13 protein-coding genes are annotated in these 20,049 nt (G+C 53.3%); 8 read left to right on the top strand and 5 right to left on the bottom strand.

Annotated elements, in window-relative coordinates; translation table 11 throughout:
• The first annotated feature begins 504 nt into the window (after nucleotides 1-504).
• The 5 genes from evgA (at nucleotide 505) to JHD74_RS01310 (ending at nucleotide 9,517) form a co-directional block, all read left to right on the top strand.
• The gene (gene evgA, locus JHD74_RS01330; RefSeq protein WP_024528709.1) at nucleotides 505-1,119 is read left to right on the top strand and encodes an acid-sensing system DNA-binding response regulator EvgA; all 615 of its coding nucleotides are present in this window, start codon (nucleotides 505-507) and stop codon (nucleotides 1,117-1,119) included.
• 4 nt (nucleotides 1,120-1,123) lie between these two features.
• Nucleotides 1,124-4,720, top strand: coding sequence for a transporter substrate-binding domain-containing protein (locus JHD74_RS01325; protein ID WP_199061354.1), 3,597 nt, complete (start codon nucleotides 1,124-1,126; stop codon nucleotides 4,718-4,720).
• A 233-nt stretch (nucleotides 4,721-4,953) separates the two neighbouring features.
• Nucleotides 4,954-6,354, top strand: coding sequence for a glutamate decarboxylase (locus JHD74_RS01320; protein WP_024528707.1), 1,401 nt, complete (start codon nucleotides 4,954-4,956; stop codon nucleotides 6,352-6,354).
• A 102-nt stretch (nucleotides 6,355-6,456) separates the two neighbouring features.
• Complete coding sequence (gene gadC, locus JHD74_RS01315) at nucleotides 6,457-7,995, top strand: glutamate:gamma-aminobutyrate antiporter (RefSeq protein ID WP_024528706.1); 1,539 nt, start codon at nucleotides 6,457-6,459, stop codon at nucleotides 7,993-7,995.
• A gap of 400 nt (nucleotides 7,996-8,395) precedes the next feature.
• Entirely contained in the window at nucleotides 8,396-9,517 is a 1,122-nt protein-coding gene (locus JHD74_RS01310; protein WP_199061352.1) for a cupin domain-containing protein, read from the top strand.
• A 53-nt stretch (nucleotides 9,518-9,570) separates the two neighbouring features.
• Here JHD74_RS01310 and alr read toward each other — a convergent pair whose 3' ends face one another.
• The gene (gene alr / locus JHD74_RS01305) at nucleotides 9,571-10,800 is read right to left on the bottom strand and encodes an alanine racemase (protein ID WP_199061350.1); all 1,230 of its coding nucleotides are present in this window, start codon (nucleotides 10,798-10,800) and stop codon (nucleotides 9,571-9,573) included.
• A gap of 440 nt (nucleotides 10,801-11,240) precedes the next feature.
• A complete protein-coding gene (locus JHD74_RS01300; RefSeq protein ID WP_024528704.1) occupies nucleotides 11,241-11,612 on the bottom strand; it encodes a VOC family protein in 372 nt (123 codons plus the stop codon).
• 449 nt (nucleotides 11,613-12,061) lie between these two features.
• On the opposite strand from JHD74_RS01300, the gene JHD74_RS01295 reads away from it, so the two are divergent.
• The 3 genes from JHD74_RS01295 (at nucleotide 12,062) to tynA (ending at nucleotide 15,927) form a co-directional block, all read left to right on the top strand.
• Nucleotides 12,062-12,259 (top strand): DUF4762 family protein, encoded by a 198-nt coding sequence (locus tag JHD74_RS01295; protein WP_024528703.1) that lies wholly within the window; start codon nucleotides 12,062-12,064, stop codon nucleotides 12,257-12,259.
• Nucleotides 12,260-12,553: 294 nt separating this feature from the next.
• Nucleotides 12,554-13,468, top strand: a complete 915-nt coding sequence (gene feaR / locus JHD74_RS01290; protein ID WP_199061348.1) for a transcriptional regulator FeaR — start codon at nucleotides 12,554-12,556, stop codon at nucleotides 13,466-13,468.
• Nucleotides 13,469-13,635: 167 nt separating this feature from the next.
• Nucleotides 13,636-15,927 carry a primary-amine oxidase gene (gene tynA / locus JHD74_RS01285; protein ID WP_199061347.1) on the top strand — a complete coding sequence of 764 codons (2,292 nt, stop codon included), beginning with the start codon at nucleotides 13,636-13,638 and terminating at the stop codon, nucleotides 15,925-15,927.
• A gap of 72 nt (nucleotides 15,928-15,999) precedes the next feature.
• Here tynA and JHD74_RS01280 read toward each other — a convergent pair whose 3' ends face one another.
• The 3 genes from JHD74_RS01280 to JHD74_RS01270 all read right to left on the bottom strand — a co-directional run bounded on the left by JHD74_RS01280 (nucleotide 16,000) and on the right by JHD74_RS01270 (nucleotide 20,013).
• Nucleotides 16,000-17,493 (bottom strand): aldehyde dehydrogenase family protein, encoded by a 1,494-nt coding sequence (locus JHD74_RS01280; RefSeq protein ID WP_199061346.1) that lies wholly within the window; start codon nucleotides 17,491-17,493, stop codon nucleotides 16,000-16,002.
• A 111-nt stretch (nucleotides 17,494-17,604) separates the two neighbouring features.
• Entirely contained in the window at nucleotides 17,605-18,207 is a 603-nt protein-coding gene (gene tehB / locus JHD74_RS01275) for a tellurite resistance methyltransferase TehB (protein ID WP_370592607.1), read from the bottom strand.
• Between the two features lie 126 nt (nucleotides 18,208-18,333).
• Nucleotides 18,334-20,013 (bottom strand): alpha-keto acid decarboxylase family protein, encoded by a 1,680-nt coding sequence (locus JHD74_RS01270; protein ID WP_199061345.1) that lies wholly within the window; start codon nucleotides 20,011-20,013, stop codon nucleotides 18,334-18,336.
• Nucleotides 20,014-20,049 lie beyond the last annotated feature (36 nt).

The following is a 20,049-nucleotide window of genomic DNA, read 5'->3' as shown; positions in this document are numbered from 1 at the left end:
AACCCTTGCTTGTCTGTTTTAGGAGCAATAGCAAACCATTACGCTGCTGTGGGTAATAAGCTCAGCGCGTAATTTATTCATTGAATGGCTTGGTTAATCACCTTCAGCTTAAAGCGGCATAGGCTTACGGGAAGAAACGCTGAAGGTTCGTAGTGATTATAAAAGCGGGCGTTGCCGTAACACAGCAGAGACATCGGAAATCGTTGCAGGCAGCGTCCTACAGGTGAAGTCCACCCCGCAGCTACAGGAGCAGGGAGTGGGGGCTGAATGTGCCACAGATTGACTTCTGCACCTGACTTAGGCTCCGTACAGCACCCTCTCACGGTGTGAGAGGGTTGGGGTAAGGGGGCCAAAAGCGAATTAGAACTATAAACAGGGTTATGCTATAAGCTCGTAGATAGCTTGAAATCCTTAAAATAGAGCGTGAGCGAAGAAACATCGCTGACCAACGCTGCCCGTGTTTTTTATATGACCCAGGAAACGACAATGAGTAAAACCAAGTCTTTGAGCGCCGTAATTGTGGACGACCATCCTCTGGCTCGTATGGCGATCAAGAACCTGCTGCAAAGTGAAGGCATCAGCGTCATTGGCGAGGCAGGGGATGGGGCAGAGGCGCTGCTACAGGTGGCGCAGCAGCAGCCAGACGTGGTGATTGTCGACGTCGATATTCCCATCATGAGCGGCATTGAGGTAGTTGAAAAGCTCAGAAAGCAGCAGTTCAGCCAAATCATTATCGTGGTCTCCGCCAAAAACGATCTGTTCTACGGCAAGCGTAGCGCGGATGCCGGGGCCAATGCTTTTATCAGTAAAAAAGAGGGCATGACTAATATCATCGCCGCGGTGCATGCTGCCCAGAATGGCTACAGCTATTTTCCTTTCTCACTGAACGGTTTTGTCGGCAGTCTTTCTTCGGAACAGGAAATGCTGGCATCGCTCTCCAGCCAGGAGATCAAGGTGATGCGTTCCCTCCTCAGCGGTGCAGATAATATGCAGATTGCGGCGGCGATGTTTATCAGCAATAAAACGGTCAGCACCTATAAAAGCCGTTTAATGGAGAAGCTCGGCTGTAGCTCGTTGGCCGATCTGTTTGCTTTTGCCAACCGTAATAAAATTGGGTGAAGGCATGTTAAAACGGGCGCTGGGGCTTTGGCTGGTTTTGCTGTTTCTGATGCTGCCTGCACGGGCGGTGAGCAACGGGCCGATCACGTTAACGCTGGCGAGTAACCACCTGGTCACGCCTCCGGCCATCTACTTGGACCATGATGACTTTATCTGGCTGGCGCAAAAGCGCAGTCTTAACATAGCGGTGTATGGTGTTGAATCCCAACCGTTGAGTATGAATAGCGTCACCGGGCGCTATTGGGGGATGAATGCGGATTATCTTGCGCTGCTGAGAAAGACTCTGAATATCGGTGTGAACATCAAGCTCTACGCCGATGAGCAACAGGCATTGGCAGCACTTCTTGCGGGCCGTGTCGATCTTGTTCTCAGTACGCTCGGTGGGATTAGCCAGCCAAAGGCTCCCGTTATTGCCAGCTTGCCGTTGGTGCAAGGCTATCCAACTCTGGTGACCCGGCTTGGCGAGGTGATGAAGCCGTTTCACGATAATAGCGACAGAGTCAGGATAGCGATCTCCCGGGATTTTCCACCAAAATCATTTATTAAACAGTCTTTTCCTAACGCCAGCATCACTTCTTTTGCCAATGAATATCAGGCGTTGACCTCGGTTGCCAGCCATCATAGTGATTACTTTATCGGTAATAACATCACCACCAGTTTTATTATCGCGCGCGATTTCTACCAGACGCTGGGAATGGTGAAGTTCTGGCGAGCGCCGAAAAGCGGCGACGTGCTTATTGCGCTCGATAGCCAACGGCAATTGATCAAGATTGTCGACAGCTTTATCAGTTCACTGACCGAACCTCAGCACAGCCAGATTACTCAGTCCTGGATTGATATGGGGAACCTCAGCTTTTTAACCAAAGAGCTGGTTCTTACCCCACAGGAAACTCGCTGGCTGGAAAAACACCGCAAATTGCGTGTAGTGATTAACCCCTATTACGCCCCGTTCAGCATGGTGGATGAAAACCAGGAAATACGCGGGATCGTTGGCGATATCCTGAACCTGATCCAGCTGCAAACCGGCTTGACCTTTGAACCGGTGATTGCCAATTCCAATGAAGAGATGGCCAGGATTATGCTAAGTGGTGATTGGGATATCCTGTCCTCGGCCACGTACAGCCCCGAGCGGGAAGAGCAGGCTGCCTTTACTCATCCGTTTTTGGCTACTCCTTTTGTGATCGTCACCCGCGTTACGGCCAAGCAGAGCGAAACGTTGAAACCGGGCATGAAAGTGGCTATTCCGGCTTACCACTCGCTATCGGAAAAGCTAAAAGCCAAATATCCGGGTGTGCAATGGGTCGTGGTTGAGAATACCGGCGCGGCGCTGAGCATGCTGGATCGGGGGGAAATTGATGCGGTGGTATCCACACAGCTCGCCTCGCGCTACATCATCGATCACTATTATCCCAATCGGTTGAGCTATTTCCGTATTCCCGACGAGCGCACCGCCCAGATCTCCTTTGTCATTCCACGTGGCTCGCAAGAATTACAAAGCATTCTGAACAAGGCACTCGACGATATTCCCCCCAAAGAGCTGATGAATTTGGCCGGGAAGTGGGTAAAAACCCCCGAAGTGAAAATTGATACCTGGAACCTTTATAATCGGCCTTTTTACCTGGTGATTGTTCTGGCGACGCTGCTGGTTGTCAGCAGCTTGCTGTGGGGAGCCTATCTGCTGCGGGCCATCCGTAAAAGCAAGGAGGCACAGGCTGCGCTGGAGTATCAGCTCGGTTTCCGCCAAACCTTATTCAACTCGATCCCCGTGCCGGTGTACGTTATTTCGCTGGAGGGTGAGCTCGAAAGCTACAACAGCGCCTTCGGGGCCTTCTTCACCCCCGAGTTACATGCCGCGATGCATCACTCATTGTTCGATCGCCGTAACCCGCTGGCAGACATTTTCGCAGCGCTTCAACCCGATATCCAGCAAGGGCTGCAAGTCAACCAGGTTATCCCTCATCAACTGGTGCTGAATAATGGCACGGAAGAACGCCTGATTTTGCACTGGCTAACGCTGTGCCAGCTGCCCGCCAACACGCCGCCGACGCTGATTTGCGGTTGGCAGGACATTACCGAATCCAGGCAACTGATGGAGGCGTTGCAGGTGGAGAAAGACAAGGCCATCGATGCCAATCGGGCCAAGAGCACTTTCCTTGCCAGCATGAGCCATGAGATCCGTACGCCGGTGAGTGCGATTATGGGGTTCCTTGAGTTACTGACCACCCATAGCCAAAGTCCGGAAGCTGAGAAAGAATCTATTCAGTTGGCTTATTCCACTGCTCAGTCACTACTCGGCCTGATTGGCGATGTACTGGATATGGAAAAAATTGAGTCTGGTAACTTTGAACTGGCGCCAGAATGGGTGGATCTGGCCTCGTTGTTAGCAACGACGGTCAGTAGTTTCGAAGGGGTAGCCACGCAGAAAAACCTGCGGCTGTCGGTCGATTACCACCTGGAAAAAACTCAGGCGCTGTGGCTCGATCCGCAGGCAGTGAAACAGGTGCTGGCCAATCTCCTCAGTAACGCCATCAAATTTACCGTTGAGGGAGGGATCGAAGTGATAGCGCAAACGCACGCGCAGGGCACCGATCAAACTCGCTTGACGCTGAGCGTGAAAGATAGCGGGGCAGGCATTAGCCCGCAGGAACAGCAACACCTGTTCAAGCCCTTTAGTCAGACCAAAGGGGGCAAACAACAGACCGGATCGGGATTGGGTCTGACGATCTGCCGTGAGTTGGTTGAACGCATGGCCGGTACCATAGAGATGGTAAGCCAGCCGGGCAGGGGCACCATCATGACGGTGACGCTCACCACCGCGGTTACGGATCTGGATAAGGTTACCGCCGTGTCATTCACACCGAAATCGCCAGTCAGTGGCCCAAAAGCGCTGAGGATTGTGATTGCTGACGATCACCCGACCAACCGGCTGCTGCTTCGTCGTCAGTTGGCTACGCTTGGCTATCGGGTCGATGAGGCCATTGATGGTGTGCAAGCCCTGGCCTTGATCGGGGCCAATCCATACGATCTACTCATCACCGATCTCAACATGCCTAATATGGATGGCATCACGCTGACCTGCCGGGTGCGAGAATTCAATCGGGACATCATTATCTGGGGGCTAACCGCCAACGCACAGGCCGAAGAGAAAGAGCGCTGCCTGGCGATGGGCATGAACCTGTGCCTGTTTAAGCCAGTGGATTTACCGCAGTTGGAAGCGGCGTTGCAAAGCGTGGCGGGGCCTTCGCAGGCCACTCCCCTCAGCGAGTTTGTCGATATGGCTACGCTGCAGGCACTCAGCTTGGGTGACAGCGCCCTGATGCGCCAGATGCTTGAACAGTCGCGCCTGGAAAATGACAAAGATTTGGCGGCGGCGAGTAAGGCACTCCAATTACAGGACTGGCCAACTCTGCAACGCCATTTACACCGCATTAACGGTACGGCTCAGCTGCTGGGGGCCACGTCATTGCATCTGCTTAGTGAAGAACTGGAAAATGCGCTGGCGGCACAACAGCATGAGGCGGTGATAGAAGAGGGCATGCGCGAGCTGGAACAGTTGCTGCAGGGGCTGAATGCAGCCATTGAGGCATTTTCCCGTCCATAGGTATATTCATACCCAAGGGCGCAGTTTGCTGCGCCCCTTGATATAAGCCTACAAGTGTAGTCCCGCACCTACAGTAATTACCAATCCCTCTCATATCTTCGAAATGATGCCTGTTTTAATATCCTTATCAAGTTTTGCGGCGAACGTAGCGTTCAAATAATAACGCTATTTATGCTGTCTGATATCGCGAATTTACTTCTTGATTAGTAGGTCTATATTAAAAGGTTATTATTATGAACAAGGCAAATAACACCCCGGCTTATAATGAAAATGATGATGTTTACGCGTCCGTAGATTTGGCGGGTGAATTACCTAAGTCAACCTTCCCCATTACCGAGCGTAATCCACGTAACGTCTTTAATGCCATCCGTGATGAACTGATGCTGGACGGTAATTCCCGCCAAAACCTGGCGACGTTCTGCCAGACCTGGGTGGATGACGAAATTCGCGAACTGATGGATTTGTCTATCGACAAGAACATGATCGATAAAGACGAATATCCGCAAACGGCCGAAATTGAAGCCCGCTGCGTCAGAATGCTGGCCGACCTGTGGAATTCGCCAACGCCGGAAACCACCCTTGGCTGTTCAACCATCGGTTCCTCGGAAGCCGCCATGTTGGGTGGGCTGGCGCTGAAATGGCAGTGGCGCAAAAAGCGTGCCGAGCAGGGGTTGCCTAGCGATAAACCAAACCTGATTTGTGGCCCGGTGCAGATCTGCTGGCACAAGTTTGCTCGTTACTTTGACGTAGAGCTGCGTGAAATCCCGCTGGAAGGCGATCGTCTGATCATGAACGCGGAAGAAGTGCTCAAGCGCGTTGACGAAAACACCATCGGTGTCGTGCCAACCCTGGGCGTGACGTTCACCTGCCAGTACGAGCCGGTGAAAGAGGTCAGTGATGCGCTGGATCGCCTGCAGCAGGAAACCGGCCTGGATATTCCGATGCACATCGATGGTGCCAGCGGCGCTTTCCTGGCTCCATTCTGCTCGCCAGAACTGGAGTGGGACTTCCGTCTGCCACGGGTGAAATCCATTAACTCATCCGGTCATAAATTTGGTTTGGCTCCGCTGGGTGCAGGCTGGGTGGTATGGCGTGAAGCGGCGGATTTACCTGAAGAGCTGATTTTCAACGTCAACTATCTCGGTGGCAACATGCCAACCTTCGCGCTGAACTTCTCACGCCCCGGTGGCCAGATCGTTGCGCAGTATTACAACTTCCTGCGCCTTGGCCGCGAAGGCTACGCCAAAATCCACAGCGCTTGCTACGCCACGGCTCAGCATTTGGCGGCCGAGATTGGCAAGTTAGGGCCGTTTGAAATCCTGTTTGATGGTGACAGCGATAAGGGCATCCCGGCGCTGGCGTGGAAATTGAAAGACGGTGCGGCGATAGGTGGTTACACCCTTTACGATCTGGCGGAAAAACTGCGCGCTCGCGGTTGGCAGGTTCCGGCCTATTCGATGCCAACACACCGTGAAGATCTGGTAATTCAACGCATCCTGGTGCGCCACGGCGTGAGCTACGACCTCGGTTGCCTGCTGATCGAAGATATCAAAAGGGCGCTGATTGAATTCGAGAATCACCCTGTCATCAACCCAGTGTCTGCGCAACAAGGCAGCGGGTTCCATCACGGCTAAGGCCAGGGTTTTATTATTTCGGGGCGGCGCTGATGCCAGCCCCGCTTTTTTCCCCACCAATATTCGCTGGAAAGAGTAACCTCTTCCTGCAGGAGAATCGTTATGGCGAGCACAGAAAAAAGCGCCGCTCCAAAACAATTAACGTTGTTAGGCTTTTTTGCTATTACCGCATCTATGGTGATGGCGGTTTATGAATATCCGACCTTTGCAACCTCGGGTTTTTCTCTCATCTTCTTCCTGCTGTTAGGCGGGTTCTTATGGTTTATTCCCGTCGGTCTATGTGCCGCCGAGATGGCGACCGTAAAAGGGTGGCAGGAAGGCGGGGTATTCACCTGGGTGTCTAAAACTTTGGGTGAGAAATGGGGCTTTGCCGCCATCTCTTTTGGCTATCTGCAAATTGCCATAGGTTTCATCCCTATGCTCTATTTTGTGCTGGGGGCGCTGTCTTATATCCTCAAGTGGCCTGAACTGAACGAAGACCCGATCGTTAAAACCGTCGCTGCATTGGTCATCTTGTGGGGATTGGCTTTCACCCAGTTCGGTGGCACCAAAAACACCGCGCGTATTGCCAAGATTGGCTTCTTTGCCGGCATCCTGTTACCGGCGGCTGTCCTGGTGATCCTGTCCGTCAGCTATCTGCATTCTGGTGCGCCGTTGGCCATCGAAATGAACGCCTCTACTTTCTTCCCAGACTTTACCCAAATGGGCACGCTGGTAGTGTTCGTGGCGTTTATCCTGAGCTATATGGGCGTTGAAGCCTCGGCGACTCACGTCAACGAGATGAAAAACCCAGGCCGGGATTACCCGCTTGCCATGCTGCTGCTGATGGTTGCGGCGATTTGTTTAAGTTCTGTCGGCGGGCTTTCTATCGCAGCGGTGATCCCACATGGTGAAATCAACCTTTCTGCGGGGGTGATGCAAACCTTCAGCGTGTTGATCTCGCACTTCGGTCCGCAGTTTGAATGGGCTGTGCGCGTCATTGCAGCACTGCTGCTGTTGGGCGTGTTGGCAGAAATCGCCGCCTGGATTGTTGGCCCGTCTCGCGGCATGCTGGTTACCGCACAACAAGGGATCTTACCTGCTCGCTTTGCCAAAATGAACAAGAATGGTGTGCCTGTCGTACTGGTGATTTCTCAGTTGGTGATTACCTCGATTGCGCTGATTGTCCTGACTAACACCGGGGGCGGCAATAACATGTCCTTCCTGATTGCGCTGGCGTTGACCGTGGTGATCTACCTGTGCAGCTATTTCCTGCTGTTCCTGGGCTACATCAAACTGGTACGCAAACAGCCGGAAAACGAACGTGTCTTCAATATTCCGGGGGGCAAAATGGTCAAGCTTGCCGTGGCTACTATTGGTTTGCTGATCTCTGCGGTTGCCTTTGTGGTTTCGTTCTTCCCGCCTTCAGGTCTGGCTGGGGTAGAAGCCAACCATATGTACGTGACTATGCTGGTGGTGTGTTTCCTGGTGGTAGTGGCTATCCCGTTCATTATCTATGCGCTGCATGATAAACGCCTGAAGGCGACCAACCTCAAGCTGGTGCCTGTAAGCACGGATTCTGCGCCAGAAGGGCATTTCTTTATCCACCCGCGTGCACGCTCCCCGCACCATATTTTTGTCGATGACAAGCAAGTGCATTAATCATTATTTGACCAAGCACTGAATCACCAGGCAGGTTGCGGTGGGTAATAACCCACTTCAATCTGCTTTTTCCGTTTAAGGGGGGCGAAACATGCTGCAAATTGCTTCCTGCACCTGACTCTGACCCCGTATAGGGGGTAACAGAGGGCACCAGCTAACCATTGATTATCCAGATGGGCGCAGCATGCAGCGCCCCTTTGAGTCTGGCCGTTGATGCTACAGATCGCCTCCCATACTTGACTACAGCGCCGTATCAGCTCCCTCTCCCTGTGGGAGAGGGTTGGGGTGAGGGGCATCATTTTCGCCTGATTGAACGCCCAGTCATTGACCAATGACAAGGCGCCACCGGTGTCAGCCTCTTTATAATCAGGCCCGTTTGTCTTCTCACTGGTGTGGACCCATGGCTTATCAACTGAATCTTAACTGGCCCGAGTTTTTAGAGAAATACTGGCAAAAACAACCTGTGGTGTTAAAAAATGCCTTCCCGAACTTTGTCGATCCGATCACCCCGGACGAGTTGGCCGGCCTGGCGATGGAGGTTGAGGTAGACAGTCGTCTGGTCAGCCAAACCAATGGCCAATGGCAGGCTAGCCACGGGCCGTTCGAGCATTTTGATAACCTGGGAGAAACCGGTTGGTCGCTGCTGGCCCAGGCGGTTAACCATTGGCATGCCCCGTCAGCGGAGTTGGTGACCCCGTTCCGCGTGTTACCGGATTGGCGGTTGGACGATCTGATGATCTCCTTCTCAGTACCTGGTGGCGGCGTAGGGCCACATATCGATCAGTATGACGTCTTCATCATTCAGGGCATGGGGAGCCGCCGCTGGCGCGTGGGTGACAAATTGCCGCTGAAGCAGTTTTGCCCGCATCCGGCGCTGCTGCACGTGGAACCTTTCGAGCCGATTATCGATGAAGATCTGGAGCCGGGTGATATCTTGTATATTCCGCCGGGCTTCCCGCACGACGGCTTTACCCACCAAACCGCGCTTAACTACTCCGTTGGCTTCCGTGGCCCTAACGGCAGGGACCTCATCAGCAGCTTTGCGGACTATGCGCTGGAAAATGACCTCGGGGGCGAGCACTACAGCGATCCTGATTTAACCTGCCGGGAACACCCTGGCCGGGTTGAAGAATATGAGCTTGATCGCCTGCGCAGCATGATGACCGAAATGATTAATCAGCCGGAAGATTTTAAACAGTGGTTTGGTCGTTTCGTGACCACGCCGCGCCACGAGTTGGATATTGCCCCAGCGCAACCGCCTTACGAGCAGGATGAGGTTGCCGAAGCGCTGATGGACGGTGCCGTCCTGACTCGCCTGAGTGGCTTAAGGGTGCTGGAGGTTGGCGGCAGCTTCTTTATCAACAGCGAACGCCTGGATACCGTCGAGCCTAAAGCCGCCGATGCCCTATGCCGTTACACCCTACTTGGCAAAAAAGAACTGGGTAGCGCGCTGCAAAACCCGGCGTTTGTTGCCGAGTTAACCGGTCTGGTTAATCAGGGGTACTGGTTCTTCGACGAGTAAACGGTATAGATTTCCCCCAGGTCACGGCGCAAGCCTTTGCCTGGGGGAGTTAATTAATCCACCAATACGCGCTTATTGGTCGCGCCCCAAAGGATCGACATCTCGGTAAACAACGCGCCGCTGATGTCTTCAACTTCGGTGGCGGTGATCTCTGCATTACCCTGCTTACCGAAGAACACCACCTCATTGCCAGGAGTGACGCCTTTCACGTCGGTCACATCTACCATCACGGTATTCATCGAGGTTTTACCCACCACCGGCACCCGTTGCCCCTGGATCAGTACATGACCGGCATTGCTGAACACTCGGCGATAGCCATCTGCATAACCTACCGGGATATTGGCCAACACCGAATCACGTTTCAGTGTGTAGGTGCGATCGTAACCGACGGTATTGCCCTTAGGGTAATGGTTGAGTGCCGCGATGGATGACTTGAAGGTCATCACGCGTTTATAGTCGTTACTGGCAATGGTATCGCCATAAAACACCCCGCCAACGCGCACCATATCAAGCCAGGACTCTGGTACGGTGAGGGTAGCGAAGGTATTGGCAACGTGTAAGGTCACGTCGCTGCGTTTGATCCCGGTAATGTCTAGCACCTGCTGAGATTGAACCTTGAAGCGGGCGAGATCCTTGCGCACCGCCGCCGCATCTTCCTCAGGATAGTGGGACATGATGCCGACCATTTTCAGATGGGGTAGTGCTGAGATAGCCTTGGCTTCGGCCAATCCGGCGCGATCGCCGACTTCCAGACCGTTACGTGACATGCCGCCAGAGTTCAATGCCAAATGGAAACGTAGAGTTTTGCCCTGCTGAGCGGCAATGGCATCCAGGCGCTTCGCCATTTCCAGATTGCCGATCAGCTCTTCGGTGTCATAGTCAGTAGCTTGGCGCATCTCTGCTTCCGTAGCATTGCGCACGCGCATCAGGCGGCCCTTAAAGCCGAGTTCGCGCACGGTTTGCAGCTCTTGATTACTGGCCACGCCAATGCACTGTACGTGATTCTTGATCATCACGGGGGCCACCAGCGACAGGTCGTGCCCATAGGCATCCCCTTTCAAAATGGCGCAAAGGGTAGTTTTAGCGCCCAACAGTTGCTGAATCTTGTGGGTGTTATATTCCAGCGCACTTTGCGAGATTTCCAACCGGGCATTGCTTACCACTGCCGGTGAATTTTTAGCCGTAGCGGTGAGGGAATGGGTGGGGTTGGTAGCAGTGGGTTGATGGCAAGCCACCAACGTTAATAGCGGTATCAAGACTAAATGGCGTAAATGTAGCGGCATATTCCCTTCCTGGTGAAATAAAAAATAGTTTTTATCGGCCTCAGTCAGTTTTTTTATCTGATTTGATGGCGGGTGTGGCTGAGCGAACAGCGGCATCAAATAAATGACAAAAGTTACTTTTTGTCAAATTTATTAATAAGCTACAGAGGAGGGGGTAATAAATGCAGCTATTTGGCTGTTCCCCTCACCCCAACCCTCTCCCACAGGGAGAGGGAGCTGATAGCCCCAGCTCTTTTGGAAGTGAATAGATAATCTCAGAAAACTCGAACGCTCCCTTATCCCTGGTGTGTCGCCGAATTTTCAGAACCCCACCAGGGAGTAAGAAGAAGCAAGGTAGGGGATTATGCAGAGCAATCAATGAACTCGATCTGATCCCCTCTCCCTTTGGGAGAGGGCTAGGGTGAGGGGCATCATTTGCGTATTGTTATAGTCAGACAGTATTATTTCATGGAATGCAGGCCAATCACGTTGCCTTCACTATCTTTGGCGATGGAAATAAAACCATTTTCGCCGATGGCAAATTTTTCTTTCAGGATTTCACCGCCGTTTGGCACAATGCGGCTTTCTTCTACGGCGCAATCTTCACATGACAGATAAACCATGGTGCCGCCAGCTCCAACTGGCACGCCAGCCATTTTAACCAGTGCGCCGCCAGACCCTTCCCCACCTTCCTGGTAAGGGAACATCAGGTATTCCATGCCCTCGGTTTCCAGTTTTTCTAACTGCGTGTTGAATACTGCCTCATAGAACTTCTTTGCTCGGGGCATATCAGTAACATAAATTTCAAACCAGCTAACGATATTTTTATTCATGGTATTCTCCAGTGGTATTGATTCTTGTCGTGCCTGATTGGTTATGTTACATGCACTGTTTATTTATACAGTGATATGGATCACGTAATCAACTCGTGTTTAGTCTGCTGTTGGGGACTTACCAGGATGAACTCTATTCAATAAAGTCCAATACGATGATAACTGGTCAGCTGGGTTTATTGCTATTGCCGATAGTGTAATATCTTGTATCCGATATTTTTTTATTAATCATATAATGAATGTATGTTTAGGGTTTTAATGGTGGATTATTCTTGTTTTTAATTGAGACCAATCCATAACGTGGTGTTGGTAAGGCTTTAATGTTGACTGTGGATTTATTCTATTATTATAATTTAATCGCTTTAAGACGAGTATATCTCATCAAATTAAAGTTATTTTCTAGCAAGATATTGCAAGTTCATTTTGGTAATTACTATAAGGATATATTTATGAAAAAATTAAACGCATCTGAAGTTTCAAATGTTGTTGGCGGTTATGTACTTGGCTGTGTTATTACCTATGAGCGTCAAACCACAGGTAGCGGTTCTTCTGCGGTAACCGTTTGCCGTCGCGTTGCCACCTGCCAAGGCAAGTTCGGTGAATTTTTGACTCGTGAACCAGCCGATCTGGCTCGCTGCGGTGCTTAATCGCAAGTAATCGTTAAGGTACGGCACTATGGATGGTGTTGTACCTTTCCTTTATTCCCCACATTCTCTTCTTCTTTCTGCGATTATTTATAGCAATTATCTCCGCGATGACAGTTATCCTCTCTCTGTAGTTTGTGATCCCGGCATCAAACCCCCTGAACAATGTTGAACGTATGTTATCGGTTTGTTATGTTAATTTTCTGGCTGATGCCCAACTTGCCGCAGCTACCGGGGCATGCTGCTCAGTACGATAAGCCTGTTCTCTTTTGTTACTTATGTTTCAAGGGGTTAATCATGGTGGTTGCTACCCGGCTCGCTGATGCCAGTTTTGAACAGTGGTTAGGCCAAATCAATTCTGCCTGTGGCCGGTTTTGTGCCAAAACCCTGGCGCCTGGGTTTGCCGGTGCGATCCAGGAGTTCCACTCCCATGCATTACGCCTGAGCATAGTCGATGCTGCCCAGACCCGACTTTATCGCACCCGCCGCGAAGTAGAGCAAAGTGACGGTTGCCACTTTTTTACCGTATTCCAACTGCGTGGCCAGTCGGTTATGGAGCAGGGCGATCGGCAGGCGGTGCTGTCTGCCGGGGATATCACCCTGATCGATGCCGCGCAGCCCAGCAGCTTTACCTACCAACAGGGTTCCCGACAATTATCACTGCTGCTGCCGCGTAGTTATCTCGAGCAGCAACTGCGTTTTACCGATCTGCCCGGTGCACGGCGTATTGCTGCCGATAACGCAGTGGCTAAGCTCAGCCAGCAGTTGGTGTTGGGCAGTATGCAGAATGCGCAGATGAGCCGCCTGGAGAGCGAAGCGGTGCTTAACGCCGTGGCCACCTTGTTACAGCCTGCCTTGATGGAGCAAGACGAGGGGCAAGATAGCCACGAGCGCATTTTTACCCGTTCGCTGGCGTTTATCGATCAGCATATTAAGTCCGAACAGCTGCGCCCAGAATGGGTTGCCAGTGAGATAGGCGTCTCCGTGCGTAGCCTGTACCGGCTATTTGCCCGCAAGGGGCTGGTGGTGGCGCAGTACATTAAAAACCGTCGTCTGGATCTCTGCGCCCAGGTTTTGCGCCAGGCCAAGGAGCGGCAAAAGCTGGCCAATATTGGTTATGACTGGGGATTTACCGATCACAGCCATTTCTCCACCGCCTTCAAGGCCCGTTTTGGCGTCTCGCCGAGCGCGTACCGCAAGCAGTATCTGTAACCCCGCCTGGATGATTTGCCAGCAGATTGTCAGGAGTGACAAATCGGATGGCAAGCACAACAAAATATCCCCAGTGAAGAGTTGCTATGGTGAATTGGGGCCCCGTAAAACGGGCTCATCACAACAACAACGGCGGTAATGTCTCTTTGATGGGTGACGGGGGAAAGATGGTAGCTAACACAACAAGAATCAAAACCAAACGCCTGCCAGCGGCGATTGCGCTGGCGTTAGGCTTGCTGATCGGCGCGGGTTGGCAGCCAGCGGCGTTGGCTCATGGTGCCGCGGCACATATGGTGCCTTTGCAAAAAACGTTGGAGGAGTTTGGTGCTAGTGTGCAGTGGGATGACTACGCCCGCATGTTTGTGATCGTTAAAGATGGCGCCTATGTGAAGGTCAAACCGGATAGCCGCGAAGCCATCGTTAACGGCAAGCCGCTGAGATTACAGGTGCCGGTGGTGTTCAAAGGTAAAACGGCCTATATGTCCGACGAGTTTATCAACGAGGTGTTTCAGTCCGGCCTGGATCAGACCTTTGCGATAGAGCACCGGGCCCATCCGCTAAATCCGTTGAGTGCGGCGGAGATTAACGCGGCGGTCGCTATCATCAAGGCGGCTCCACAGTATAAAAACAACGTGCGCTTTACCGAAATCTCGCTGCGTGAACCGGAAAAAAGCCAGGTCTGGCAGTTCGTGCTAAGCGGTCGCGACGTACAGCAGCCCCGGCAGGCCGACATAACGCTGCTCGACGGGGTACACGTGATTGAAACCGTGGTCGATCTGCAACAGAAAAAGGTGCTGTCCTGGCAGCCGATCAAAGATGCTCAGGGAATGGTGCTGCTGGATGACTTCGCCAGCGTTCAGAGCATAATCAACGCCAGTAAAGCGTATGCCGAAGCCTTGAACAAACATGGCGTTGCGGACCCGAGCAAAGTGATCACCACGCCGCTGACCGTGGGTTATTTTGACGGCAAAGATGGCCTGCAGCAGGACCAACGCCTGCTGAAAGTGGTCAGCTATCTCGACGTTGGTGATGGCAACTACTGGGCTCATCCGATCGAAAACCTGGTAGCAGTGGTCGACCTCGAACAGAAGAAAATCATCAAAATTGAAGAGGGACCGGTGATCCCGGTGCCGATGAAGCCAACGCCGTACGACGGACGCGACCGCAAGGCCCCGAAAATCAAACCGTTGGATATCATAGAGCCGGAAGGCAAAAACTACACCATCACCGGCAACACTATCCACTGGCAGAACTGGGATTTCCACCTGCATCTGAATTCCCGCGTCGGGCCGGTGATTTCAACCGTGACCTATAACGATAATGGCCGTAAGCGCAAGGTGATGTATGAAGGGTCATTGGGGGGCATGATCGTGCCTTATGGCGATCCGGACGTGGGCTGGTATTTCAAAGCCTATCTGGATGCCGGGGATTACGGCATGGGCACGCTTACCTCACCGATTGCCCTTGGCAAAGATGCACCGCAAAACGCGGTCTTGCTGGATGAGACCATTGCCGATTACACCGGTAAGCCGACCGATATTCCACGTGCCATCGCCATCTTTGAGCGTTACGCCGGGCCAGAGTACAAGCATCAGGAAATGGGGCAGCCGAATATCAGCACCGAACGCCGTGAACTGGTGGTGCGCTGGATCAGTACGGTTGGCAACTACGATTACATCTTCGACTGGGTATTCCACCAGAACGGCACCCTTGGTATCGACGCTGGGGCGACGGGGATCGAAGCGGTAAAAGGGGTGAAAGCCAGAACCATGCAGGATCCGACCGCCAAGCAGGATACGCAATACGGCACGCTAATCGATCACAACATTGTCGGCACCACCCATCAGCACATATACAACTTCCGGCTGGATATGGATGTCGATGGCGAAAATAACAGCCTGGTGGAGTTGAACCCGGATGTGAAGCCTAACGATCGGGGCGGCCCGCGTTCCAGCACCATGCAGGTCGATCAGGTGAAAGTCACCACCGAACAGCAGGCGGCACAGAAATTCGATCCTTCCACTATCCGCTTGCTCAGCAACCCGAGCCGGTTGAACAAGATGGGTAACCCGGTTTCCTATCAGTTGATACCGTATGCGGGAGGGACACACCCGATCGCCAAGGGAGCCAATTTTGGCAAGGAGGAATGGATTTACCACCGTCTGAGCTTTATGGATCGGCAACTGTGGGTGACCCGCTACAACCCGAATGAGCGTTATCCGGAAGGCAAATACCCGAACCGCTCGATCCACGATACCGGGCTGGGCCAATACACGGCGGACAATCAGCCGATAGACAACACCGACGATGTGGTCTGGCTTACCACTGGCACCACCCATGTGGCACGAGCGGAAGAGTGGCCGATTATGCCAACCGAGTGGGTGCACGCCTTGCTCAAACCGTGGAACTTTTTCGATGAAACACCAACGCTGAATCTGAACGGGCAAAAGCAGCAATAGTTTTTTGAGTTATCCATAAAACAGGGGGGCGAATGAGAATTCGCCCCCTACTTTTTAACGGATGCAGCGTGGTTAGTAACGAATACACACCGATTTGGATTCTGTATAAGCATCCAACCAATCCGGGCCAAAATCACGGCCGCTGCCAGACTGCTTGAAGCCGCCAAACGGCATGTTGGCATCGATTAATGTATGAGTGTTGACCCACACCGTGCCCGCCTGAATGCGTGGCGTAAAAGCCATCGCCGCTTGCAGGCTGGTGGTCCACAGGCTGGCTGTCAGGCCATAGTCGGTATCGTTGGCCTTCTGCAGCGCTTCCTCGGCATCCGCCACGCGGATCAGGTTGACGACCGGGCCAAACACTTCTTCCCGCGCCAGGTTCAGGCTGTCATCGGGATTGATCACCAGCGTTGGGGGAATATAGAAGCCTTGCAAGTCTGGCCCGGCGGCACCGGTGATCAACTCGGCGTGTTTGTTGCGGGCATCATCCAGATAGGCGGCCACCTTGTTGCGGTGCTCTTTGGACACCAGTGGGTTGATCTGGGCGTTGCCATCCATCCCCGGCCCGACAGAAAGCGACTTCACTGCCTGCTCAAAACCGGCGACCAGCCGATCGTAAATCGGTGCTTCAATATAGATACGTGAGCTGGCGGCGCAGACCTGCCCCTGGTTGAGGAAGCTGCCGGCCATCAACCCCTCGATCACCTGTTGAAGATCGGCATCTTTCAGCACGATGGCCGGATTTTTACCGCCTAACTCCAGCGTGACGCGGGTTAACCGATCCGCCGCCGCGCGCGCGATCCCTTTCCCCACCGGCGTGGAGCCGGTAAAGCTCACTTTGGCGATTAGCGGATGTTCCGTCAGCGCCTTACCGCAGACAGCTCCCTTGCCGGTCACCACGTTAAACACGCCCGGTGGTACGCCTGCCTCGCTGGCTAGCTCAGCTATTCGCAGCAGGGTAAGAGGCGTAGTTTCAGACGGTTTGATGACGATAGAACAGCCCGCAGCCAGCGCTGGCATCACCTTCCACATTCCAATCAGCAGCGGGAAGTTCCAAGGGACAATCCCAGCCACTACGCCGATCGGCTCCTTGCGGGTATAGACCTGATATTTGGCTCCCGGCGGCATGGGAATGGAGACATCCAGGGTTTGGCCGACGATCTTGGTGGTCAGCCCGGCGGTATAGCGCATCCAGTTCAGTGTGCAACCCACTTCAAAGGCGCGAGAGATGTTGATGGATTTCCCCTGTTCCAGGGTTTCCAACTGGGCCAGCTCCTCAGCGTGTTGCTCAACCAGATCGGCGAAGCGCAGTAAAATGCGCTCACGTTCGGCAGGTAGGCGTTGTGCCCACACGCCAGCGGTAAAGGCCTGATGGGCCGAGGTGACGGCCAGTTCCACGTCGGCGGCGTTGGCATCGGCGGAGCAGGAGATTTTTTTGCCGTCGGCTGGGTTATAGACCGCCAGCCGCGATTCGGCCTGTGAGGTTTGCCACTGGCCGTTGATATACAGGCCATGCTGACGATCGAGGAAACGGACTACGCTGTCCAGTATGGTCACATTAGGCATACGCCCTCCTAAGGGAATAAACGGATCGTTACCCTTAACAGTCTATAGCGTTATGCCCAGTGCGGTTTTCATCTGCCTGACATTTGGTTTGTACTGCGTGACACTTGCGGACTATTTACGCGCCAACAAGGTGGCGAAACGCAGTTTGATGCGGTTGCCATCGGCATCTACGCGGTGCAGCTCGCCGGGGTTCTCGTTATATTTGATGATGTCCCAATCTCGGTAATACTCTTTTAACTCATCCGGCTTGAAGGTGAATGAGAAGGGCACCGTGCAAGGGTAATCTGGCGTATCCATGGCCGCGACGATCAGGTTGTAGCCCCCTTTAACCGTGCTGTCTTGCATATTGCGCACGATGTGTGGGATCTGCTGGCGATCCAGGAACATAAACACCACGGTAGACAAGATGAAGTCGTACTGGCCGCTAAAGCGATGAGTATTGAGATCCTGCTCGCTGGCGCTGATGTGTGAAAGCTGCTCGGTGGCTATGATCTGGTTTATTGCGGCGATCGACGCAGCGTTTTTGTCCCAGGCGGTAACATCAAAGCCTTTCAGGTTGAGATACAGCGAATTGCGGCCGCTGCCACAGCCCAGATCCAGCGTCTTGCCGGGCGCGATCAGTTTGGCGGCCTCAAGGACTTCGGAATGGGTGGCCGTCAGGGAGTATTTTTGGGTGTAATAGTTTTCTGGCAGGGGGGTCTGCTGATCCATCATGATGTTCCTCTATATTTGATGTATATAAAATACATCTTTAATGGCCTTTTGCCTAGCCGTTGAGAGGAGCACAGTATACCCGTTCAGTTTGGCCTGGCGGTATCCCTGTGCCAGGCCCAGGTTTTATCAGGCAATGCGCCTTGGGTTGTGTAGCCCAAAGTTAAAGCTGTTGCAGCGGCGGCAGAACTCTTTCATCGCCGGTGGGGAATCCATCATTGGCAACTTCACCTCGATAAACGCCAACTGGTCCTGACGCGAAGCCTGCTCCAGCGCCATCTCCAGCTGTTGGCCGGTTTCTACCGCGACGCAAAACGCCTGGGTCTGCGGGCTTAGCACCGCCGGGAGTCTGGCGTAATCCCACGCGCTAATATCGTTATAAGACGACGTTTCGCCAAGGATATAGCGCTCAATGGTGTAACCGTCGTTATTGATCAGAAAGACGATCGGCTTTTGCTTATGGCGTAACAGCGTTGAGAGTTCCTGGGCGGTGAGCTGGAAAGAGCCATCACCAATAAACAGCAACTGCCGGCGTTCGGGCGCGGCCATCATCGTACCGAGCAATGCCGGTAAGGTATAGCCGATCGATCCCCAAATCGGTTGGTTGACCACGGTAACGCCGTTTGGCATCCGCATGCCGCCGATCGCTGCACCAGAGGTGCCATTTTCAACGACCAGCACGTCATCCGCCTGAATAAAGCGCCGTATCCGCTGCCAGAAATAGTCCTGATCGAGCGGTTCGCAGCTTGGCGTCGCCAGTTTTTGCTGTGGTCCGGATAGTGTCTTCAGCGGCGGCAGGCTGGTGGCAGGAGCTTTCTCCAGTAGAGCTTGCAGCAGCTCGCTTGCCGTTACCGCCGGATAGGAGAGGTTATCCAGCTTCAGCGAAAAAGGCTGAATATCTACCACCGACTGCTCTGGGATCTGCTGGCTGAAATAGCCGGTAGTGGAATCCACCAGGCGTACGCCAAAGCTGAGGATGCAGTCCGATTGGGCCATCAGCTCGAACAGCTCGGGGCGAGATAGATCGCCGCTATAGCCACCTTGCCAGCCCGGCGTGTTCTCGGAGATCGCGCATTTTGCCGTGGGCATATTGGTTAACGGGATGGCGAATTTATCCGCCAGCGCTAACACCTGCGTTTGAAGTTGATATCGTTCGACCATCTGATCGATCAGGATGATTGGCCGTTTAGCTCGGTTAATCCGTTCGAGCAGGGCGGCGCTGGCAAGCTGTAGATGGCTGGCATCGCTGGTTGGTAAGCGATATGGAGCGGGATTATCGGCAACCTCAATTTCCACTTCACAAATGTCTGAAGGGAGCTGGAGGTAAACCGGCTTTTTGCGTTGCCAGGCGCAGGCGATGACTCGCGGGATCTCCGTGGCGGCATTTTCCGGGGTGATGAGCGCCTGCGCCACGGTGAACTGCCGGAAACAGTTCATCACGTTATCAAAATTGCCGTCTGCCAGGGAGTGGTGCAGCAGCGCATTGCCCCGCATGGCGTGCAGCGGTGGCGTACCTGCAATGCAAATCACCGGGGCCGATTCTGCATAGGCTCCGGCAATGCCGGACAGGGCCGCCAGATCGCCCACGCCATAGGTGGTGATCAATGCCCCTGCGCCTTTGAGGCGGGCATAGCCGTCGGCGGCGTAAGCGGCGTTCAGCTCGTTACAGTTGCCAATGAATTCGCACTCTTGATCGTGCTCGATGGTTTCCAGCAGTGCCAGGTTGTAATCGCCGGGTACGCCGTAGATGCGATCCACTTTCAGGGCGCGCAGCTGTTGCAGGATGAATGAACCTATGGTGATCCTCATTGATTGCTCCACATTCACGTCAATTTATTGTTATTT

It is taken from the genome of Serratia sp. ASV30, assembly GCF_016428815.1.
GTDB lineage: Bacteria > Pseudomonadota > Gammaproteobacteria > Enterobacterales > Enterobacteriaceae > Chania > Chania fonticola_C.
Note: the sequence above shows the minus strand (reverse complement) of the source record. Positions and strands in the feature narration are given on the sequence as shown.